Source organism: Mycetocola sp. Y444 (assembly GCF_059445295.1).
The window spans coordinates 1,031,189-1,051,550 of the sequence record NZ_JCAIUB010000001.1; the positions used below are offsets into that span (position 1 = coordinate 1,031,189).

General features: G+C 63.7%; 20 protein-coding genes. 12 read left to right on the top strand and 8 right to left on the bottom strand.

Going from position 1 to position 20,362, the window contains the following annotated elements:
- Positions 1 to 10 precede the first annotated feature (10 nt).
- Positions 11 to 2,101: a transketolase gene (gene tkt, locus AC1C2M_RS04920; RefSeq protein ID WP_495435434.1), complete on the bottom strand. Its 2,091-nt coding sequence runs from the start codon at positions 2,099 to 2,101 to the stop codon at positions 11 to 13.
- A gap of 252 nt (positions 2,102 to 2,353) precedes the next feature.
- Here tkt and AC1C2M_RS04925 point away from each other — a divergent pair, with 252 nt between their 5' ends.
- Positions 2,354 to 3,274 carry a heme o synthase gene (locus AC1C2M_RS04925; RefSeq protein WP_483404105.1) on the top strand — a complete coding sequence of 307 codons (921 nt, stop codon included), beginning with the start codon at positions 2,354 to 2,356 and terminating at the stop codon, positions 3,272 to 3,274.
- A 1,063-nt stretch (positions 3,275 to 4,337) separates the two neighbouring features.
- Here the strand turns inward: AC1C2M_RS04925 and AC1C2M_RS04930 are convergent.
- On the bottom strand, positions 4,338 to 5,297 hold the full coding sequence (locus AC1C2M_RS04930; protein WP_495435435.1) for a COX15/CtaA family protein: 960 nt from the start codon (positions 5,295 to 5,297) through the stop codon (positions 4,338 to 4,340).
- Positions 5,298 to 5,651: 354 nt separating this feature from the next.
- On the opposite strand from AC1C2M_RS04930, the gene sufB reads away from it, so the two are divergent.
- The 7 genes from sufB to AC1C2M_RS04965 all read left to right on the top strand — a co-directional run bounded on the left by sufB (position 5,652) and on the right by AC1C2M_RS04965 (position 12,730).
- Positions 5,652 to 7,070: a Fe-S cluster assembly protein SufB gene (gene sufB, locus AC1C2M_RS04935; protein ID WP_483404102.1), complete on the top strand. Its 1,419-nt coding sequence runs from the start codon at positions 5,652 to 5,654 to the stop codon at positions 7,068 to 7,070.
- Positions 7,071 to 8,288 carry a Fe-S cluster assembly protein SufD gene (gene sufD, locus AC1C2M_RS04940; RefSeq protein WP_495435436.1) on the top strand — a complete coding sequence of 406 codons (1,218 nt, stop codon included), beginning with the start codon at positions 7,071 to 7,073 and terminating at the stop codon, positions 8,286 to 8,288.
- A 2-nt stretch (positions 8,289 to 8,290) separates the two neighbouring features.
- Complete coding sequence (locus tag AC1C2M_RS04945) at positions 8,291 to 8,617, top strand: non-heme iron oxygenase ferredoxin subunit (RefSeq protein ID WP_483404100.1); 327 nt, start codon at positions 8,291 to 8,293, stop codon at positions 8,615 to 8,617.
- A gap of 2 nt (positions 8,618 to 8,619) precedes the next feature.
- A complete protein-coding gene (sufC, locus tag AC1C2M_RS04950) occupies positions 8,620 to 9,384 on the top strand; it encodes a Fe-S cluster assembly ATPase SufC (protein ID WP_483404099.1) in 765 nt (254 codons plus the stop codon).
- A gap of 9 nt (positions 9,385 to 9,393) precedes the next feature.
- Positions 9,394 to 9,723: a metal-sulfur cluster assembly factor gene (locus AC1C2M_RS04955; protein ID WP_108390965.1), complete on the top strand. Its 330-nt coding sequence runs from the start codon at positions 9,394 to 9,396 to the stop codon at positions 9,721 to 9,723.
- 85 nt (positions 9,724 to 9,808) lie between these two features.
- Positions 9,809 to 10,984: a MalY/PatB family protein gene (locus tag AC1C2M_RS04960; protein WP_495433950.1), complete on the top strand. Its 1,176-nt coding sequence runs from the start codon at positions 9,809 to 9,811 to the stop codon at positions 10,982 to 10,984.
- 147 nt (positions 10,985 to 11,131) lie between these two features.
- Positions 11,132 to 12,730 carry an ABC-F family ATP-binding cassette domain-containing protein gene (locus AC1C2M_RS04965; protein ID WP_483404096.1) on the top strand — a complete coding sequence of 533 codons (1,599 nt, stop codon included), beginning with the start codon at positions 11,132 to 11,134 and terminating at the stop codon, positions 12,728 to 12,730.
- 47 nt (positions 12,731 to 12,777) lie between these two features.
- On the opposite strand, the gene AC1C2M_RS04970 is transcribed toward AC1C2M_RS04965, so the two are convergent.
- Genes AC1C2M_RS04970 through AC1C2M_RS04980 form a run of 3 tightly spaced genes read right to left on the bottom strand, consistent with a single transcriptional unit; the run spans position 12,778 to position 14,260 of the window.
- Positions 12,778 to 13,641, bottom strand: a complete 864-nt coding sequence (locus tag AC1C2M_RS04970) for an SURF1 family cytochrome oxidase biogenesis protein (protein WP_495435437.1) — start codon at positions 13,639 to 13,641, stop codon at positions 12,778 to 12,780.
- Positions 13,638 to 13,862, bottom strand: a complete 225-nt coding sequence (locus AC1C2M_RS04975; RefSeq protein WP_495435438.1) for a hypothetical protein — start codon at positions 13,860 to 13,862, stop codon at positions 13,638 to 13,640. Before AC1C2M_RS04975 ends, AC1C2M_RS04970 begins: the two co-directional genes overlap by 4 nt.
- A complete protein-coding gene (locus AC1C2M_RS04980) occupies positions 13,859 to 14,260 on the bottom strand; it encodes a DUF3099 domain-containing protein (protein ID WP_483404094.1) in 402 nt (133 codons plus the stop codon). Before AC1C2M_RS04980 ends, AC1C2M_RS04975 begins: the two co-directional genes overlap by 4 nt.
- A 122-nt stretch (positions 14,261 to 14,382) precedes the next feature.
- Between AC1C2M_RS04980 and fabG the strand changes: the two genes are divergently transcribed.
- Entirely contained in the window at positions 14,383 to 15,105 is a 723-nt protein-coding gene (gene fabG, locus AC1C2M_RS04985) for a 3-oxoacyl-ACP reductase FabG (RefSeq protein WP_483404093.1), read from the top strand.
- Between the two features lie 27 nt (positions 15,106 to 15,132).
- Here the strand turns inward: fabG and serB are convergent, their stop codons facing one another.
- Together serB and AC1C2M_RS04995 are read right to left on the bottom strand one after the other, a co-directional pair.
- Entirely contained in the window at positions 15,133 to 15,804 is a 672-nt protein-coding gene (serB, locus tag AC1C2M_RS04990) for a phosphoserine phosphatase SerB (RefSeq protein ID WP_483404092.1), read from the bottom strand.
- Positions 15,801 to 17,045 carry a glucose-1-phosphate adenylyltransferase gene (locus tag AC1C2M_RS04995; protein ID WP_483404091.1) on the bottom strand — a complete coding sequence of 415 codons (1,245 nt, stop codon included), beginning with the start codon at positions 17,043 to 17,045 and terminating at the stop codon, positions 15,801 to 15,803. The genes serB and AC1C2M_RS04995 overlap by 4 nt, the downstream gene beginning before the upstream one ends.
- A gap of 43 nt (positions 17,046 to 17,088) precedes the next feature.
- Here AC1C2M_RS04995 and glgA point away from each other — a divergent pair, with 43 nt between their 5' ends.
- The 3 genes from glgA (at position 17,089) to AC1C2M_RS05010 (ending at position 19,537) form a co-directional block, all read left to right on the top strand.
- Positions 17,089 to 18,279 carry a glycogen synthase gene (glgA, locus tag AC1C2M_RS05000; RefSeq protein WP_483404090.1) on the top strand — a complete coding sequence of 397 codons (1,191 nt, stop codon included), beginning with the start codon at positions 17,089 to 17,091 and terminating at the stop codon, positions 18,277 to 18,279.
- A gap of 98 nt (positions 18,280 to 18,377) precedes the next feature.
- On the top strand, positions 18,378 to 19,160 hold the full coding sequence (locus AC1C2M_RS05005) for an ABC transporter ATP-binding protein (protein WP_483404089.1): 783 nt from the start codon (positions 18,378 to 18,380) through the stop codon (positions 19,158 to 19,160).
- Between the two features lie 125 nt (positions 19,161 to 19,285).
- Complete coding sequence (locus tag AC1C2M_RS05010; protein ID WP_108390953.1) at positions 19,286 to 19,537, top strand: type B 50S ribosomal protein L31; 252 nt, start codon at positions 19,286 to 19,288, stop codon at positions 19,535 to 19,537.
- A gap of 103 nt (positions 19,538 to 19,640) precedes the next feature.
- On the opposite strand, the gene AC1C2M_RS05015 is transcribed toward AC1C2M_RS05010, so the two are convergent.
- Complete coding sequence (locus AC1C2M_RS05015) at positions 19,641 to 20,342, bottom strand: exonuclease domain-containing protein (RefSeq protein WP_483404088.1); 702 nt, start codon at positions 20,340 to 20,342, stop codon at positions 19,641 to 19,643.
- Positions 20,343 to 20,362: the final 20 nt, after the last annotated feature.

Genomic DNA, 20,362 nt, shown 5'->3' on the forward strand with positions numbered 1-20,362 from the left:
GAGCCGGCGGTTACTTGCCGAGTGTCTCTTTAGCGGCAACAACGACGGCATCCGTGGTTATGCCGAACTTGTTGAAAAGTGTCTTGTAGTCGGCCGATGCACCGAAGTGCTCGATCGAGACCGAACGACCCCTGTCGCCGACGATGCCGGCCCAGGTGAGGGCGAGCCCTGCTTCGACGGAGACACGAGCGGTGACAGCCTTCGGGAGAACCGACTCGCGATACGCCTCGTCCTGCTCCTCGAACCACTCGAGGCACGGCACGGAGACAACGCGGGCGTTGACTCCGTCAGCCTTGAGCGCCTCGCGGGCGTCGACGGCGAGCTGAACTTCCGAGCCCGTCGCGATCAGGATGACATCCGGTGTTCCGTTGGGTGCTTCGGCGAGAACGTATGCGCCCTTGGCGACATTCGCGGCCGATGCGAAGGTGTCTCCGCTTGCCTCGCCATCGCCACGCTCGAACACCGGGATGTTCTGGCGTGTGAGGGCGATGCCGGCCGGCCCGCCACGGCGCTTGAGGATTTCGAGCCATGCGTAGCTGACCTCGTTGGCGTCACCGGGGCGAACGACCGCCAGGTTCGGAATTGCGCGGAGTGTTGCGAGCTGCTCGATCGGCTGGTGCGTCGGCCCGTCTTCGCCGAGCGCCACGGAGTCGTGGGTCCACACAAAGATCGACGGCACATTCATGAGTGCGGCAAGCCGAACCGCCGGGCGCATGTAGTCGCTGAAGATCAGGAAGGTTCCGCCGTAGGCGCGAGTGGGACCGTGAAGAACGATGCCGTTGAGGATCGCAGCCATCGCGTGTTCGCGGATTCCGAAGTGCAGGACCCGCCCGTACTTATTGCCGGTCCACTCGTGGGTGGAGTGCTCGCTCGGAACGAATGATTCCGCACTCTCGATCGTGGTGTTGTTGGACTCAGCAAGGTCGGCGGAGCCACCCCAGAGTTCGGGGACAACAGGACCAAGCGCGTTGAGAACCTTGCCGGATGCCGCGCGGGTGGAGACATCCTTTCCTGGCTCGAAGACCGGAAGCGCCGATTCGACACCCTCGGGGAGATCGCCGGCGAGAAGCCGGTCGAGCAGAGCGCTCTTGTCCGGGTTGGCGGCCTTCCACGCGTCAAAGCCCGCCTGCCACTCGGCACGCTGCTCCGCTCCGCGGTCGATCGCCTTACGGGTGTGCTCGATGACCTCGTCTGCGACGACGAAGCTCTCAGCAGGGTCGAAGCCGAGTACTTCCTTGACGGCCGCGAGCTCGTCGGCGCCGAGTGCCGATCCGTGGATCTTTCCCGTGTTCTGCTTCTTCGGGCTTGGCCAGCCGATGATCGTCTTGAGGATGATGAGCGACGGCTTGTCGGTCTCGGCCTTTGCGGCCTCGATCGCGTCGTTGAGGGCCTGGATGTCCTCGACGTACTCGCCGGTCTTCTTCCAGTCAACGGTCTGCACGTGCCAGTGGTACGCCTCGTATCGCGCGGCAACGTCCTCGGTGAAGGCGATGTTCGTGTCGTCCTCGATGGAGATCTGGTTGCTGTCGTAGATCGCGATGAGGTTGCCGAGCTCCTGGTGGCCGGCGAGGGATGAGGCCTCGCTCGTGACACCCTCCTGCAGGTCGCCATCACCGGCGATGACATAAACGAAGTGGTCGAACGGGCTCTTGCCCGCTTCGGTGTCCGGGTCGAACAATCCACGCTCAAAGCGGGCGGCGTATGCAAAGCCGACGGCTGACGCGAGGCCCTGTCCGAGTGGCCCTGTCGTGATCTCGACACCGTCTGTGTGTCCGTACTCGGGGTGGCCCGGCGTGAGTGAACCCCACGTGCGCAGCGCCTTGAGGTCCTCGAGTTCGAGGCCGTATCCGCCCAGGTACAGCTGGACGTACTGGGTCAGTGAGCTGTGACCGACCGAGAGCACAAAACGGTCGCGGCCGAGCCAGTGCTGGTCCTTGGGATCGCGGCGCATGACTTTCTGGAACAGGAGGTATGCGGCCGGCGCGAGGCTCATTGCCGTTCCCGGATGCCCGTTTCCAACCTTCTCCACCGCATCTGCTGCGAGCAGTCTGGCGGTGTCAACCGCCTTATCGTCAATGGAGTTCCACTGCAAAGCTGCCACTATATTGGACCCTTCTCGTTTCGAATCAGGGGCCATCTCTGACCCACCGATGAAGCGTGTTCCCACGCCTTTTGGCTTCATTGGCGCCGATGGACAGATTTCACCCGAGGTGTAACGATCGGGGTTTTCTGAGCCAGCGAACGGTTTGGCGAGCACCTTCATTATAGGTAGTGCGCCCGGCCACCGGCCGGTTCCTTACGCCCGGTGAGCAATGACCTAGAATTGGGTGGTAATCCACCGGTTAGAGGAGCAATGAACATTGCAGTAGAAGACCGCGTCGCGCAGCACAGCGTGACGCGCGCTGACAAGGTGCGGGGCTACATCTCCCTCACCAAGCCGCGGGTGATGGAGCTCCTGCTCGTCACGACGGTGCCTGTGATGATCCTCGCTGAGGGCGGCATCCCGAACCTGTGGCTCGTTCTCGCAACGGTGATCGGCGGTGCCATGAGTGCCGGAGCCGCTGGAGCGTTCAACTGCTACATCGACCGTGACATCGACAAGGTGATGAAGCGGACCAAGAACAGGCCACTCGTCACCGGCGTCCTCTCGCCACGCGAGGCGCTCGTCTTCTCCTGGTCGCTCGCCATCCTGTCCACCGTCTGGCTCTACTTCACAACGAATCCGCTGACGGCCGCACTCTCGGTCGGCGCGATCTTCTTCTACGTTGTGATCTACACACTGTGGCTCAAGCGCTGGACAAGCCAGAACATCATCTGGGGCGGGATCGCCGGATGCTTCCCGGTCTTGATCGGGTGGGCCGCCGTTGCCAACTCCCTCAGCTGGGCACCGTTCATCCTGTTCGCCGTCGTCTTCCTCTGGACGCCGCCACACTACTGGCCGCTCTCGATGAAGTACCGCGACGACTACAAGTCCGCGGGAGTGCCGATGCTCGCCGTCGTCCGCGGCCGCGCGCAGGTCGGCCTCCAGGTGATTCTCTACGCCTGGGCAACCGTCGCGTGCTCGCTCCTTCTCGTCCCCGTCGCATCGATGGGTGTGCTCTACACAGTCGTCGCCGCAGTCTCAGGCGGCTGGTTCATCTTCGAGACGCACCGCCTCTACAACCTGGCCATCCGGCACGAGCACGTGTCACCGATGCGCGTGTTCCACGGTTCGATCAGCTACCTGACCCTGCTGTTCCTCGCGGTCGGCATCGATCCGCTGCTTCCGTTCTAGGTAATCGCTGCTGCCTGCGGGTCGGGCGCGCCACTCATTTCGTGTGACAGTTGCCGCTCCATGCAGGGTCTTCTGTCGAGTGACAGTTCCTGCTGGTGTTGGGCCGCGGCACACGCCACAAGTGTCACTTGAGTGCACTGCGCCAGGCGCCGGCTCATTCGAGTGACTGTTGCCGCGGGTGCGCGATCGCGGCACCCGCGATAAGTGTCACTTGAGTGCACTGCGCGAGGCGCCGGCTCATTCGAGTGGCAGTTGCCACTCCATGCGAGGTCTGCTGTTCAAGTGACAGTTCCTGCGGGTGTTTTGTCGCGGCACCCACCCCAAGTGTCACCTGAGTCCGCGGCGCGGGGCGCCGGACTCATTCGAGTGACAGTTGATGCGGGTGCGCGATCGCGGCACCCACAACAAGTGTCACCTTTAGCGCAGGCGACAGATGCCGCGGACCCTGGCCCGGGCCGTAACGTGAGCGGGGATAGGCCGCGATCTGGGCCGAGAACGAGCGCTGGCCATCACGCAGGGCGAAGCGCTCACATGGAGAGGCACCCGTTTCAAGTGACAGTTCCTGCGGGTGCTCGGCCACGGCACACACCACAAATGTCACCTTCAAGGCAGGTGACGGATGCCGCGGGGCGCGGGGTTCATTCGAGTGACGGTTGCTGCGGGTGTTCGGCCGCGGTACACACCACAAGTGTCACTTGAGTTCGCTGTGCGAGGCGTCGGCTCATTCGAGTGACAGTTGATGCGGGTGTTCGGCCGCGGCACCCGCCACAAGTGTCACTTGAGTGCACGACGCGAGGCGTCGGCTCATTCGAGTGACAGTTGATACGGGTGTTCGGCCGCGGCACCCACCACAAGTGTCACTTGAGTTCACTGCGCGAGGCGCGGGGCTCATTCGAGTGACAGTTGATGCGGGTGTTAGGCGCGGCACCCACCACAAGTGTCACCTTCAGGGCATGGGCACGACCCGTGCCGAGAACGCGAGCACAGGCTGAGACCGTGATCCAGGGCGAGCACGAGTGCAGGCCACGACGCGGGTGGGGCCCGCAGCGGCTCCCACCCGGGGCTAGGACGCGCGCACGGCCTCCACCGGTTCCGCGTCCACGCGCACCGGGGCGGACGACTTGAGGCTGAGGACGGTCACCGTCATCGCCGCCGCGAGCACGCAGGCGAGCACCATGTGGATGCCGACGAGAATCTCGGGCAGCCCCATCCGTGCCTGAGCCAACCCCACAGCGATCTGGACGAGCTCGACGGCGAGCAGCAGCGTGAGGTTGCGCCGCACCTTCTCCAGCCCGAGCGAGACCGCGGCAACGAGAAGCACGATCGTCAGCCCGAATGTCACGTAGGCGGGCCACGCGTGCAGGTGCTGGAGCAACTCCGAGTCGAGTCCATTGCGGGCAGCACCCGAATCACCCGCGTGCGGGCCTGATCCCGTTGTGATGATGCCGATGATCACCGTGACAGCGACGAAGAACGTCGTGACGTGCGTGGTGATCGCGAACCAGCGGGGGACCGCGAGAGTCCGCTCCCCGTTTCCGTTGTACACGCGGTAGACGAGGACCGTAGCGAGTACCACGAGGACGACGCTCAGGACGAAGTGCAGCCCGACGACGTAGGGGTTGAGGCCACTGAGGACCGTGACGCCGCCGACGACGGCCTGGAACAGGACACTGCACGCGGGAATGACGGTGAGGATGAAGAGGTCGCGGCGCTGGCGGCGGTACTTGAGAACGAAGAAGAGTGCGGTGAGCGCAATCAGCTGGAGCACGAAGAACAGGGTCCGGTTGCCGAACTCGATGACGCCGTGAATCCCCATCTCCGGAGTGCTGACGAACGACTCAGCGGTGCACCGCGGCCAGGTCGGGCAGCCGAGGCCTGAACCGGTCAGCCGCACGGCGCCGCCCGTGCCGACCAGGGCCGTCTGCGCCGCGAGGTTGAGCCAGGCGATCACGCGCACGCGGCGGTCGACCCCCGTCGGGAGCCAGTCCCAGAATCGACGTGCTGCCTGTGAGATCGCGTTCACTGTCAAAGTTCCTCTTGCTTGCTGTTTCTCTGGGACGGACCGGCTCGAAAGGCTCTCGCGTCACCAGTCCCAATAGTTGGCTGGGTATTTGTGTTGTTGCTGTGACTGCCAGCACGTTTACTGCAATTTACCCCGCCTCCCTGTAGAATTATGGGGTTCAGGTAATACGTCTCGGCAATTAGCCGATCGTGACGTGAGGCAGCGCAGCTTGGTCCTTGAACAATTGTAGGTATGCATTTCAGCAACCCGCACACTCTCGACAACACGGCGACCGAATATCGCCGCAGGTGCGGCGTGCGTGGGAATGAGTGATGCAGAGAGACTGTTACGCAAGCTGTAAGGAAAGAGGTTGACATGTCAGATGTACTGATAGACCGCCCAGAGCTCGAAAGCCTCGGGCAATACGAATTCGGTTGGTCTGACTCCGACGCTGCGGGCGCTTCAGCTCGCCGTGGAATCTCTCCGGAAGTTGTTGCGGACATCTCCGCCCTCAAGGCTGAGCCCGCATGGATGCTCGAACGCCGCCAGAAGGCACTCGCACTTTTCGAGCGCAAGCCGATGCCGATGTGGGGTGCTGACCTCTCAGAGATCGACTTCGACAACATCAAATACTTTGTCCGTTCGACGGAGAAGCAGGCGCAGACCTGGGACGACCTCCCCGACGACATCAAGAACACCTACGAGAAGCTCGGGATCCCTGAAGCCGAGCGCCAGAGGCTGGTCTCCGGTGTCGCCGCTCAGTACGAGTCCGAGGTTGTCTACCACCAGATCAACGAGGACCTCGAGCGCCAGGGTGTCATCTTCATGGACACGGACACCGCGCTCAAGGAGCACCCCGAGTTCTTCGAGGAGTACTTCGGCACCGTCATCCCCTCGGGAGACAACAAGTTCGCGGCCCTCAACACAGCTGTGTGGTCGGGTGGCTCGTTCGTCTACGTGCCGCCGGGCGTGCACGTCGAGATCCCGCTGCAGGCGTACTTCCGGATCAACACCGAGAACATGGGCCAGTTCGAGCGGACGCTCATCATCGCCGACGAGGGCAGCTACGTTCACTACATCGAGGGCTGCACGGCCCCGATCTACAAGTCGGACTCGCTGCACTCCGCTGTCGTCGAGATCATCGTGAAGAAGAACGCACGCGTTCGTTACACGACGATCCAGAACTGGTCGAACAACGTGTACAACCTCGTGACGAAGCGCGCGACAGCCGCAGAGGGCGCGACCATGGAGTGGATCGATGGAAACATCGGCTCCAAGGTCACCATGAAGTACCCGTCGATCTACCTGATGGGGGAGCACGCCAAGGGCGAGACCCTCTCCGTTGCATTCGCCGGCCCCGGCCAGCACCAGGACGCCGGCGCAAAGATGATCCACATGGCCCCGTACACGCAGTCATCGATCGTCTCCAAGTCGATCGCTCGTGGCGGAGGACGCGCCGGATACCGCGGTGAGGTTCGTGTTGACGCCAACGCGCACCACTCGGCAAACACGGTGCGCTGCGACGCGCTCCTCGTCGACACGATCTCACGAAGCGACACCTACCCGGCCATCGACATCCGTGTTGACGATGTCCAGCTCGGCCACGAGGCGACAGTCTCGAAGGTCAGCGAAGAACAGCTCTTCTACCTGATGAGCCGTGGCATGCCGGAAGACGAGGCCATGGCGATGATCGTCCGCGGCTTCATCGAGCCGATCGCCCGCGAACTCCCGATGGAATACGCTCTCGAACTCAACAAGCTCATTGAAATGGGCATGGAAGGATCAGTCGGCTAAATGACGATCTCTGCGCCAGAAACAATGTCGACAAATCTCGAGAACACCGGGGCACTCGGTTACAAGAAGCACACCGACGGCGGATGGGGAGTTGTCCCGATCCAGACCCGGTCTGAGCGGTTCACCTCCACGCTCGTCACCGACTTCCCCGCCGTCACCGGTCGTGAGGCCGCGTGGAAGCTCACTCCGGTTGACCGCATCGCCGCCCTCATCGATGGCCCGCTCGACGGAAGCGCCTATGACCTCACGACCACCGCCGTCCCCGGGATCGCTGTGGACTGGGTGGAGCGCACCGACACCCGCATCGGAACGGCAGGAACGCCGGAGGACCGCGCATCAGCCAACGCGTGGACCCAGGTCGAGAAGGTTCTCGCGATCACCGTGACCGGTGAGGAAGCCAAGACCCTCCGCCTGTCCCGCGACAACCTCGGTTCCGCGCCGCGTGCCGGGCACATCGTCATCGAGGCGAAGCCGCTCAGCCGCGGGCTGATTATCCTGCAGAACACCGGAGACGCCCGACTGACCGAGAACGTCGAGATCATCGTCGGCGATGCCGCGAACCTCACCGTTGTGACCGTCCAGCAGTGGAACGACGACGCAGTGCACCTGGCTTCGCACTTCACCACCGTCGGGCGTGACGCGAAGATCAAGCACGTCGTTGTCACCCTCGGTGGCAGCATCGTCAGGATCAACCCGTCGACCCACCTGGTCTCAACGGGTGCCGACGTTGACGCACTCGGGCTGTATTTCGCCGACGCCGGCCAGCACTTCGAGCAGCAGGTGTACGTTGACCACGACGCGCCGCAGACCCGCAGCCGTGTCAACTACAAGGGCGCGCTTCAGGGCACGGGGGCACGCACGGTCTGGATCGGCGATGTGCTGATCCGTCAGAGCGCCGCCGGCACCGACAGCTACGAGCAGAACCGCAACCTCGTCCTCACCGACGGCACGCGCGCTGACTCCATCCCGAACCTCGAGATCGAGACCGGCGACATCGCCGGTGCCGGGCACGCAAGCGCCACCGGCCGTTTCGATGACGAGCAGCTCTTCTACCTGCAGGCCCGCGGCATCCGCGAAGAAGAGGCGAGGCGACTCGTCGTTCGCGGCTTCCTCACCGACATCGTTCAGCAGATCGGCGACGCCGACCTGCAGGACCAGCTTCAGGATGCCATCGAGCAGGAGCTCACCCGCACCCGGTTGTCGACAGAGGGCAGCTGAACGTGGCGCGAACCCAGGTATGTGCCCTTGCCGATCTGACGTTGAATGAGGCGAAGCGGGTCGTCGTTGACGGCACCCCGATCGCGCTCGTTCTCGATTCGGCCGGTGACGTCCACGCCATCGGAGACACCTGCACACACGGGGACATCTCGCTGAGCGAAGGATTCGTCGAGGGTGAAACCCTCGAGTGCTGGGCGCACGGCTCCCAGTTTTCCCTGCTCACGGGCAAGCCACTGACGCTGCCCGCGTACGAGCCAGTCCCGGTTTTCTCCGTCGAGCTTGCCGACGGCAACATTTTCATTGACCCGACCGTAACGAAAGAGATTTAGCAATGGCTGTACTTGAAATCCGCGACCTGCACGTCAGTGTCGAGACCGACCAGGGCACCAAGCCGATCCTGCGTGGCGTCGACCTCACCATCAACAAGGGTGAGACCCACGCCATCATGGGGCCAAACGGCTCGGGCAAGTCGACACTCGCGTACACGATCGCCGGTCACCCGAAGTACACGGTGGATTCAGGCTCGATCACGCTCGACGGCCAGGACGTCCTCGCCATGAGCGTTGACGAGCGCGCACGCGCTGGCCTCTTCCTGGCGATGCAGTACCCGGTCGAGATCCCCGGCGTCACCGTCACGAACTTCCTGCGCACCGCGAAGACCGCGATCGACGGAGAAGCCCCGCCCATCCGTTCCTGGATCAAGGACGTCAGGAGCTCCATGAAGGACCTCCGCATGGACGCGACCTTCGCCGAGCGCAACGTCAACGAGGGCTTCTCGGGTGGAGAGAAGAAGCGCCACGAGATCCTCCAGCTCGAACTGCTCAAGCCGACATTCGCGGTTCTCGACGAGACCGACTCAGGTCTCGACGTCGACGCACTCAAGATCGTGTCAGAGGGTGTCAACCGTGCGAAGGAGAACACCAACCTCGGTGTGCTGCTCATCACCCACTACACCCGCATCCTCCGTTACATCCGCCCCGACTTCGTGCACGTCTTCGTAAACGGACGCATCGCAGAGCAGGGTGGGCCCGAGCTTGCAGACCGCCTCGAGAACGAAGGGTACGACCGCTTCCTCATTGACGGGGCCTCGGTTTAGAGTCAGGTCATGGTAACAACGCTCAGTCCACAGAAATTCGACCAGGTCGAAGAGGCGCTCAAAGACGTCATGGACCCGGAACTCGGGATCAATGTCGTCGACCTCGGGCTCATCTACGACCTCGGCTGGGACGATGAGAACGATGCGCTCGTCATCCACATGACGCTCACGAGTGCCGGTTGCCCGCTGACCGACGTGCTCGAGGAGCAGACTGCCCAGGCGCTTGACGGCGTCGTCGAGGCGTTCCGGATCAACTGGGTCTGGATGCCGCCGTGGGGGCCCGACAAGATCACCGATGACGGTCGCGACATGATGCGTGCGCTCGGATTCAGCATCTGACCCTTCGCACCGCACTCACTGATGCCCTCTTCTTCGGAAGGGGGCATTTGTGCGTGGGGGAGCGGGACTGTCGTAGTGTCGGGGCATGGAACGAGTTCAGGCAGACCCACTGGACGTCCTGCGGACCCGGACGAGCGAGAAGTGGACGGAGTATCCCAGCGACGTTCTCCCGATGTTCGTTGCGGAGATGGACTACCCGCTCGCCGCCCCGATCAAACGCGCGTTGCACAGCGCCATCGATCGCGGAGACACGGGCTATGTGTCGTCATCCAATCCCGTCTTCGACCCGTTCCGGCATTTTGCACGGCGCCGCTGGTCGTGGGACATCGAGGATGCTGCGCTGCTGTCGACAGCGGACGTCTCGATGGGTATCGTCGAGGTGCTCCGCGCTGTCTGCCAGCCCGGCGACCGGGTGCTGGTCAACGACCCGGTCTACGCACCGTTCTACGACCTCGTCACTGAAGCGGGAGCATCCGTCGTACGCGTGCCGCTCTCCGCGATCGAGAAGTCACACAGCGCTGCCCACGGATCAGCGCACCGACTCGATCTCGACGCCATCGAGGCTGCGTTCGCAGACGGAGTTCGCGCCTTCTTACTCTGCAACCCGCACAACCCGCTCGGGCTCGTGCACGAGCGAGCGGACCTGGAGGCGGTTGCCCGGCTCGCGGCCCGATACTCGGTGACCGTGGTCAGCGACGAGATCCACGCACCCCTGACCCAGCCGACCGCCACATTCACGCCGTACCTCAGCGTGTCGCCCGAGGCGCGCGCAACCGGGTTTGCCGTCCATTCCGCCAGCAAGGCGTGGAATCTCGCGGGACTCAAGTGCGCCATCGTCGTCGCGCACGCCACCGCGACCGCCGCCGTGCTCCAGGCGCTTCCGATCGAGGTCTCCTGGCGAACCGGCCAGTTCGGCGTGCTCGCGAGCGTTGCCGCGTATACCGACGGGGAGCCGTGGCTTGACGGTGTACTCGAATCCCTCTCGGCAAACTTCGACCTGCTCGACACGCTGCTCGGCGAGCACCTTCCCGAGGTCACCTGGAGCAGACCGCGAGCCAGTTACCTCGCCTGGCTCGACTTCCGCAGCCTCGGCTGGGGTGACGACCCCGCGGAGAGGATTCTGACCCAGGCCAGGGTGGCGCTCAGCTCCGGCGTCGACTTCGGCGACGCCGGTCGGGGTCACGCCCGAATGAATCTCGCCTGCTCGCCTGAGGTACTGACGGATGCCATTGTCAGGATCGCGAGGATCGCGCGCCCCTGAGGAGCTGGGCTCCGCCGAGAGCGAAGCGGCCGTTAGTTCTTCGCTGCTGGGGCTCTGGTGAGTTACACAGGCTCGACACCGTAGACTTGAGGGCTGACCCCCACTTTTCGCGCTTCTTTGGCGCGCCAGCTTGAAACGGACTTTGCTTTGCTCACTGTGCACGACCTCGAAATACGCGTCGGGGCACGAGTCCTCATGGAGGACGTCAACTTTCGAGTAGCGGCCGGAGACAAGATCGGCCTCGTTGGCCGAAACGGTGCTGGGAAGACCACACTGACCAAGGTGCTCGCCGGCGAACTGCTCCCCTCAAAGGGAAAAGTCGAACGATCGGGCGAACTCGGCTACCTGCCGCAGGACCCCCGGAGCGGGGACCCCGACGAACTGGCTCGCACCCGGATCCTCAACGCCCGAGGCCTCGGAAGCATCGTCCTCGAAATGCAGGAAGCAACAGTCGGCATGGCGTCGACCGATGCCGCGGTGAGCGCTGCAGCCATGAAGAAATACGGCAACCTCGAGGAACGGTTCCAGATGCTCGGCGGTTATTCCGCTGAGGCTGAAGCGGCGTCGATCGCGAGCAACCTCAACCTTCCCGATCGGATCCTCGATCAGCCGCTACGCACACTGTCGGGTGGACAGCGCCGACGCATCGAGCTGGCACGCATCCTGTTCTCCGACGCGAAGACGATGATCCTCGACGAGCCGACTAACCACCTCGACGCCGACTCGGTCGTCTGGCTCCGCGAGTTCCTTAAGACCTATTCCGGCGGCTTCATCGTCATCACTCACGATGTCGAGCTCGTCGGCGAGACCGTCAACAAGGTGTTCTACCTCGACGGCAACCGCCAGGTTATCGACGTCTACAACATGAACTGGAAGAACTACCAGCGCCAGCGTGCGTCCGACGAGGAGCGCCGCAAGAAGGAGCGCGTCAACGTCGAGAAGAAGGCATCGACGTTGCAGCTTCAGGCTGCCCGGTTCGGGGCGAAGGCGTCCAAGGCTGCTGCCGCCCACCAGATGGTCGCGCGCGCTGAGAAGATGCTGTCGGGACTCGAGGAAGTCCGGTCGGTCGAGCGCGTCGCGAAGCTGCGCTTCCCCGACCCCGCCCCGTGTGGCCGGACTCCGCTCATGGCGAAGAACCTGTCGCGGAGCTACGGGTCGCTCGAAATCTTCACGGCCGTCGACCTCGCCATCGACCGCGGCTCCAAAGTCGTCGTTCTCGGCCTGAACGGTGCCGGAAAGACGACGCTGCTGCGTATCCTCGCCGGCGTCGACAAGCCCGATACCGGACAGGTGGAGCCTGGCCACGGACTGCGGATCGGTTACTTTGCCCAGGAGCACGAGACACTCGATGTGAAGCGGAGCGTTCTCGAGAACATGGTGTCGAGCTCTCCGAACATCACCGAGACCGAGGCCCGCAAGGTTCTCGGGTCCTTCCTGTTCACCGGTGACGACTCGCATAAGCCGGCCGGGGTCCTCTCCGGTGGCGAGAAGACTCGTTTGGCACTCGCCATGATTGTGGTTTCCGGCGCCAACGTGCTGCTCCTCGACGAACCGACCAACAACCTGGACCCCGCGAGCCGTGCCGAGATTCTTGACGCACTCGCGCACTTCACCGGCGCCGTCGTCCTGGTCAGCCACGATGAGGGAGCCGTCCAGGCCCTCAACCCCGAGCGCGTGCTCATCCTGCCCGATGGTGTCGAAGACCACTGGAACAAGGACTACCTCGAGCTCATCGAGCTCGCGTAGAGCAAGAAACTCATCGAGCGGCGGGCAGAAAGCCCGCCGCTCGTGGTTTAAACGACCTTTTCCGGCTTCGGCAGGGCGTGCTCAAGCAGTTCGTCCTCGACATCCGCGTCGGAACGCTTCGCACGACGCTTGCGCTCCCGGTCCTCGGCGCGCTTCTTTTCTTCGGGGTCGTCCGCGTTGAGGTGACGGTACTCCTGCCGAACGGCATACGCGAGGAAGGCAAACCCCAGTAACCCGAAGATGACCCACTGGAACGCATACGACAGGTGGATTCCCTCATCGAGTACGGGCTTGATCGCCGGCAGCGGTGCGGTATCGGCGGGTGCCGGCGTCTCCTGGTCGAGGAGACCGTACGCGCCGGTGTAGAGCGGAACCCCGAGGCGGTCTTCGAGGTCAGGCAGATGCACCGTGGCAATCTGCCCGTCAGCAGCGCTGCGCCCGGGCAGAGTGGGCTCGCCAGCCTTGAGCCGCGCCACCACTGTCACTTCGCCCGACGGGGGAGCGGGAAGAACATCCGGCAGGTCCTGCGCGTTGCCGGTGGGGAGCCAGCCGCGGTCGACGATGAATACGGAGCCGTCGGCGAGCCGCAGGGGAACCAGCTGCTCAAAGCCGGGCTGCCCGTTCCTCGGACGGTTACGGACGAGGATCTGTTCGTCCTCGAGGTAGGTACCGGTGACAACCACGGGGATCCACTTGTCACGCTCGTCGAAGGACTCCCTCGTCGGGAGTGCATCGGCGATGGCGACAGGAGGGCTGCTGTAGTTGCCCTCAACGAGGGAGATCTCATGCTTCTTCTCGTCGACGCGAGACAACTGCCAGTTCGCGAGCAGGACGCAGACGAGGGCAAACACCATCGCAACGGCGAGGTAGCCGAACCAGCGGCGGCTCATCACAAATCGCCAGTTTTTCACAGTGCGTCCTCCGGGCTCAGTTCGATTACGTTCACCGGAAAGTCCCGCGATGAGAGAAAGTTTTCGAGGTAGTCACGGTGCTCGTCGCACGCCAGCCACACCTTGACCCGGTCGGCCGCGTGAATTTTGGGGTTGCGCCACTCAATCCGCCATCCCGCGGTCGCGGAGCATCCGGCGCGCGAACAGGTGCGTCGTTCGGGCTCCGAAAAGAGACCGATCATGCGCTCCACTTATCTTCGTCAGGGCGGGTGTTTTCCTCTGGCTGTGCGTTTGGCTCTGGCTCGGCGTCGCCGGGCCGGGCGCTCTGGTTAGCACCGGCGCTTTCGGAGGGAGCGGAATACTCACCGGGGCCGGGAGCCGGGCGGCCAACCGGAACAATAGCGCCGGGGCGGATGACTTCAGCGCCGGTGGTGGCGGTTCCAACGTTGGCCAGTACGACAGCGACATAGGGCAGGATGATCGCGCCAGCGACACAGACAGCGAGCCACCAGCCCTGGACAAACAGCATCAGGACAAGACAAACCACACGGATGCTCATGGCAATCGTGTATTTGATCATTCGTGCCCGCTGCTCCTCCTCAGGAGCCGTCGGGAGCGACGTGATTGAGGGCTGTTTCATCAGCCCAAGCCTACGCTTCTTTGACACCCCATAAGCTGGGTGAGGGCGAAGACACAGCCCCCGGCGGTGGCGATAGCGCTCTATCCCACGCACGGCACCCACGGCATCCGGAAGGTCCATTCTTGGTACAGACATCTCCCACCCCACGCACGGTTCTCATCACGGGCGGCAACCGCGGAATCGGATTCGCGATCGCCGAGGAGTTCCTCGCCCAGGGACACAGGGTCGCTGTGACCGCTCGCTCGGGCGCTGGCCCCGCCGGCAGCCTCACCGTGCGCGCTGACGTCACCGATGCAGCATCCATCGACCGGGCATACAGCGAGATCGAGCGCGAACTCGGCCCGGTGGAAGTCGTCGTCGCCAACGCCGGAATCACCAAAGACACTCTGCTCATGCGCATGACCGAGGATGACTTCGACAGCGTTGTGAACACGAACCTGGGTGGGGCATTCCGCGTGGTCAAGCGAGCGTCGAAGGGAATGCTCAAGGCGCGGTTCGGCCGGGTCATTCTGATCTCGAGCGTTGTCGGCCTCTATGGCGGGCCGGGGCAGGTCAACTACTCGGCTTCCAAGGCGGGGCTGGTCGGCATGGCGCGCTCAATCACTCGCGAGCTCGGTGCGCGCGGCATCACGGCGAACGTCGTTGCACCAGGTTTCATCGAAACGGATATGACGGCTGAGCTTCCCGAAGCGACACAGGCCGAATACAAGAAGAGCATTCCTGCCGGCCGCTTTGCGACACCGTCAGAGGTGGCGAAGGCCGTCGCGTGGCTGGCCAGCGACGACGCCGGATACATTTCCGGCGCGGTCATTCCCGTCGACGGCGGCCTCGGCATGGGGCACTAGCCGTACCGGAGCAGTAGGCCACGAGCGTCAGCCCCGAAGGCCGAGGAGCGGGAGCACGTCGCTGAGGTCGACGTCAGCCGCCGTGACATTCGCCCTCTCGCGAACAGCGGGCTTCGCGTTGAATGCAACGCTGAGCCCCGCCGTGTGCATCATCAGCAGGTCGTTCGCTCCGTCGCCGACAGCGACGGTGCGAGAGAGCGGGATGCCGTCAGCCGCCGCCCACTCGGCCAGGGCCTCAGCTTTCGCCTGCGCGTCGATGATCGGGCCGCGAACAACACCGGTCAGGCGTCCGTTCACGACCTCGAGACGATTCGCCCGCAAGTGGTCCAGCCCGAGCCGAGCGCCGAGAGGGTCGAGCAGTTCGTGGAACCCGCCTGACACCACGCCGACGCGTGACCCACCCTTGTGAAGGCCGTCGATCAGCGCCGTTGCTCCGCGAGTGACGGTGATCCGGTCGCGGACGACGTCAAACACGGAATCGCTGAGACCCGCGAGCGTCGCCACCCGCTCACGAAGGCTCGCGGCGAAGTCGAGCTCGCCGCGCATCGCCCGCTCGGTCACCCGTGCAACGTGGTCGAGTGAGCCGGCCTCCTGCGCAAGCAGTTCGATGGCCTCGTTCTCGATGAGGGTCGAGTCAGCGTCGAGCACGACGAGGAAACGCGCCGGAGCGATCCCGCCCGGCATACCGGTGAGACTCATGGAGTGACGCGCACGCCCTTGCCCACAACGGTGAGTCCTGAGTCCGTGACGGTGAAACCGCGGGCGCGATCGCGATCGTGATCGACCCCGATCGACGCACCGGATTCGACAACGACATCCTTATCGAGGATCGCGCGCCTCACGACAGCATCGGGGCGAACCTCGACGCGGTCGAAGAGCACGGAGTCGATCACCCGAGCACCTGAGTCGATCTTCGACCATGCCCCGAGCACGCTTCGCTCGATATGCGCACCCGAGATGAGGGAGCCGAGCGAGACGATGGAGTCGATGGTCGTCCCCAGGTTGCCCTTGCCGTCGCGCACGAACTTCGCCGGGGGAGAGTTCAGCTGCTGGCTGAAGATCGGCCACTTGCTGTTGTACAGGTTGAAGATCGGGAGCGTCGAGATGAGATCCTGGTGCGCCTCGAAGAACGAGTCGATGGTCCCGACATCCCGCCAGTAGTCCCTGTCGCGATCGGTGGAACCCGGAACATCGTTGCGCTTGAGGTCGTAGACGCCAGCGTCACCCGCCGCGACGAAGGCCGGGATGATGTCGCCGCCCATGTCGTGATTCGACGCGGTCAGCTCGCCGTCCTTCGTCACCGCTTCGATGAGGGCCTCTGTCGTGAACACGTAGTTACCCATCGATGCGAGCACTTCGTGCGGCGCATCGGCGAGTCCTTCGGCGTTGATCGGCTTCTCGAGGAACTCGGAGATCTTCGTCGGGTCGTCCTGGTCGAGCTGGATCACGCCGAACTGGTCGCTCAGTTCGATCGGCTGGCGGATCGCAGCGACGGTTGCACCGCGGCCAGAGTCGATGTGCGCCTGGATCATGTCGCGGAAGTCCATCCGGTAGACGTGGTCGGCGCCGACAACGACAACGATGTCCGGCTTTTCGTCGCGGATGAGGTTGAGGCTTTGCAGGATCGCGTCGGCCGAGCCGGAGAACCAGCGTTTGCCGAGGCGCTGCTGCGCCGGGACGGATGCCACGTACGAGTTCAGCAGCCCGGACAGGCGCCAGGTCTGCGAGACGTGCCTGTCGAGGCTGTGCGACTTGTACTGCGTGAGTACGACGATTTGCGTGAGTCCTGAGTTGATCAGGTTCGACAGCGCAAAGTCGATGAGCCTGTACTGACCGGCGAACGGGACTGCGGGCTTCGCCCTGTCGGCGGTGAGGGGCATCAGTCGTTTGCCCTCACCCCCGGCGAGGACGATGCCAAATATCTTCTTCGATGCGACCATGCACCAAGACTATTGCAGCCCAAGCTGTACTAGCGTTCGTGGTATGCGTGTTGATCTTCTGACCCGGGAATATCCCCCGGAGGTATATGGCGGTGCCGGAGTGCACGCCGCTGAACTTGTGACCGCCATGCGGTCTGACATCGACGTCACTGTGCGGTGTTTTGGGGCTCCGCGTGACGAGCCCAACACCTTCGCCTACGGCGTCCCGGTCGAACTCGCGCAGGCGAATCCCGCGTTGACGACGCTCGGCACCGACCTGGCGATCGCGCAGGATGTCGGGGGAGCGGATCTCGTTCACTCCCACACCTGGTACGCGAACGGCGCCGGTCACCTCGCCAAGCTGCTGCACGGCATCCCGCACATCGTGACCGCCCACAGCCTCGAACCGCTGCGGCCGTGGAAGGCCGAGCAACTCGGTGGCGGGTACCGCGTGTCGAGCTGGATCGAGAAAACAGCATTTGAGAACGCGGATGCCGTCGTTGCGGTCAGCGACGGAATGCGGCGGGACATCCTGAAGAGCTATCCGCGGCTGGATGAGTCACGCGTGCACACCATTTACAACGGAATCGACCTGACCGAGTGGAAACCCGTTTCCGATCCTGAACTCGTGCGCTCGCTCGGGATCGACCCCGATCGCCCAAGCGTGGTGTTCGTCGGCAGGATTACCCGCCAGAAGGGGTTGCCGTACCTGTTGCGCGCGGCGGCGCTCCTGCCGGATGACGTGCAGCTCGTGTTGTGCGCCGGCGCGCCTGACACTCCTGAAATTCTTGCCGAGGTCGAGGCCGGGGTCCGCGAACTGCAGAAGCAGCGTTCGGGCGTGGTCTGGATCGACAGGCTCCTGCCCCGCTACGAGCTGTGCGCGATTCTCAGCCAGGCCACGACCTTCGTGTGTCCGTCGGTGTACGAACCGCTCGGAATCGTCAACCTGGAGGCGATGGCGTGTGGAGCAGCCGTCGTCGGGACGGCAACCGGGGGTATTCCCGAGGTCGTCGACGACGGCGTGACCGGGAGACTCGTCCCGATCGACCAAGTTCAGGACGGGACGGGAACTCCGGTCGATCCTGAACGCTTCGTTGCCGATCTCGCGGCAACGCTCACCGAGGTTGTTTCGGACCGGGACCGGGCCAACCGAATGGGTGAGGCGGGTCGGGTCCGCGCTGAAGCCGAATTCGGCTGGGCGCGCATCGGTCGGCAAACCATCGACCTCTATCGCTCGGTGCTCGCCGGCGCCTGAGCCCCGTGATCGGGGTGAGCGAGACGAAGAGAGGCGTTGGCCGACGCACGGTCAGGAATGGGCGTGGCGGAGCTGGTTGGACGGATAGGCTTGGACCCATGTCGAGCGTTTTGCAGTTGAGTGATGTATCGGTCGTGCGCAATGGCCGCGCGATCGTGGATTCCGTGTCGTGGTCGGTTGAACCGGACCAGCGATGGGTCGTTCTCGGCCCCAATGGTGCGGGGAAGACGACGGTGCTGCAGCTCGCATCGACGCTCATCTACCCGACCAGGGGTTCCGTCGAGATTCTCGACTCCACCCTGGGCAAGACCGACGTCTTCGAGCTCCGCCCGCGCATCGGAATCGCGTCGACGGCCATGGCTCGACGGGTACCGGCAGACGAGACCGTCCTCAACGTCGTCATGACCGCCGCGTATTCAGTCACCGGCAGGTGGAATGAAGAGTACGAGGACATCGACATCAAGCGCGCGAAGCGTGTGCTGACGGAGTGGCGCCTGGATCACCTCGCCGAGAGGAGCTTCGGCACCCTCAGCGACGGCGAGCAGAAGCGCGTGCAGATCGCCAGGGCCGTCATGACCGATCCCGAACTTCTGCTGCTCGATGAGCCGGCGGCGAGCCTCGACCTCGGTTCGCGTGAGGAACTGGTCGCGTTGCTCGGCGGTTACGCCCAGTCGGAAGACTCGCCCGCCATCATCATGGTTACTCACCACGTTGAGGAGATCCCGGTCGGCTTCACTCACGCGCTGCTCCTCAAAGACGGCGCGGTTGTGGCCTCAGGGCCCCTGAGGGAAGCCCTGACCAGCGAGAGCCTCACCACGACCTTCGGCCTGCCCATTGAACTGACCGAAAACAACGGTCGTTTCTCGGCTCGTGCCGAGTAGCTCCGACTTTCTGATAAAGTAGGTAGCTGGCCCGAGGGGCCACAAGCTTTCTTGCCATACCTGAGCCTCAGGCACTGGTGCAGGGCGAGACTGAAACAATCCACACGACTCACAAGGAAGTCCTCATGAAGACTGACATCCACCCCAACTACCAGGCTGTAGTTTTCCGCGACCTCGCTTCGGGCGCAACGTTCCTCACCCGTTCGACGGTGACGAGCTCGAAGACCATGGAGTGGGAAGACGGAACCACCTACCCGGTGATCGACGTTGAGATCTCGTCGGAGTCGCACCCGTTCTACACGGGCAAGCAGCGCATCATGGACTCCGCTGGACGTGTCGAGAAGTTCAACCAGCGCTTCAAGGGCTTCGGCGCGTAGCCACCAGCCTTACAAGAAAGACCCGCAACGAAAGTTGCGGGTCTTTTTTGCTGCCTGCCTGGTGCTGCGGGCGATGCGTGCCGGCGCAGCGCAGCGTTTCGCGTCAGCGCACCGGCCACCCGGCGGACGCGACGTAGGTGGCGTCGCGGGTGCGGCGGATGTAGTCCTGGAAGCTGTCTGACTGCTCTTTGCACCAGCCGGCCTGCAGTTCGTGCAGCTCAAACGCGTCGATATCGAGTGCGCGGGAGTGTGCGCGGGCGATGGCCTGCGCGACGCGGCCAGCGGCGATCGCATCGGCGCCGGCGTCGTGGGCGTCGGTGAGTTCGACGCCGTAGAAGGCAGCCGCTGCCTCGAGCGTGCGCTTGCCCTTGCGGTATTTGTCGAGCGCCTTGTCGATGACAAGTGGGTCGATCACCGGAAGGGGGTCGACGATCGGTGGGATGCCGTGACGCAGCGCCTCGTTGAACAGCAGGGACAGGTCGTATGGGGCGTTGTAGATGACGACGGGGGTTCCTTCGTCGAAGAGCTCGCGGAGCGTTTCAACGATTTCGCGAACAACGATCGGCGCGGAGCGCCCGTAGGACTGCGCGAACTCCGTGGTTATGCCGTGCACGGCTGTCGCCTCGCTCGGGATCTCGACCCCGGGGTCAGCGATCCAGTCGCGGCGCCGAATCACTGAGCCATCTTTGTCGAGAACGCCGACGTTCGCGGAGACGATGCGACTGGTCGTCACGTCAATGCCTGTGGTCTCCAAATCGAAGACGGCGAGAGAGTCTGACCAGTGTTTGACCGCTGTTGTTTCCACATTTTTTACTCTAGGTGAGA

Excerpts from the sequence above, each read along its gene's own strand:
- AC1C2M_RS04925 (WP_483404105.1), top strand. The coding sequence starts at position 2,354 with ATGAACATTGCAGTAGAAGACCGCGTCGCGCAGCACAGCGTGACGCGC.
- sufB (WP_483404102.1), top strand. The coding sequence starts at position 5,652 with ATGTCAGATGTACTGATAGACCGCCCAGAGCTCGAAAGCCTCGGGCAA.
- sufD (WP_495435436.1), top strand. The coding sequence starts at position 7,071 with ATGACGATCTCTGCGCCAGAAACAATGTCGACAAATCTCGAGAACACC.
- sufC (WP_483404099.1), top strand. The coding sequence starts at position 8,620 with ATGGCTGTACTTGAAATCCGCGACCTGCACGTCAGTGTCGAGACCGAC.
- AC1C2M_RS04955 (WP_108390965.1), top strand. The coding sequence starts at position 9,394 with ATGGTAACAACGCTCAGTCCACAGAAATTCGACCAGGTCGAAGAGGCG.
- AC1C2M_RS04960 (WP_495433950.1), top strand. The coding sequence starts at position 9,809 with ATGGAACGAGTTCAGGCAGACCCACTGGACGTCCTGCGGACCCGGACG.
- AC1C2M_RS04975 (WP_495435438.1), bottom strand. The coding sequence starts at position 13,862 with ATGATCGGTCTCTTTTCGGAGCCCGAACGACGCACCTGTTCGCGCGCC.
- AC1C2M_RS04980 (WP_483404094.1), bottom strand. The coding sequence starts at position 14,260 with ATGAAACAGCCCTCAATCACGTCGCTCCCGACGGCTCCTGAGGAGGAG.
- serB (WP_483404092.1), bottom strand. The coding sequence starts at position 15,804 with ATGAGTCTCACCGGTATGCCGGGCGGGATCGCTCCGGCGCGTTTCCTC.
- AC1C2M_RS04995 (WP_483404091.1), bottom strand. The coding sequence starts at position 17,045 with ATGGTCGCATCGAAGAAGATATTTGGCATCGTCCTCGCCGGGGGTGAG.
- glgA (WP_483404090.1), top strand. The coding sequence starts at position 17,089 with ATGCGTGTTGATCTTCTGACCCGGGAATATCCCCCGGAGGTATATGGC.
- AC1C2M_RS05005 (WP_483404089.1), top strand. The coding sequence starts at position 18,378 with ATGTCGAGCGTTTTGCAGTTGAGTGATGTATCGGTCGTGCGCAATGGC.
- AC1C2M_RS05010 (WP_108390953.1), top strand. The coding sequence starts at position 19,286 with ATGAAGACTGACATCCACCCCAACTACCAGGCTGTAGTTTTCCGCGAC.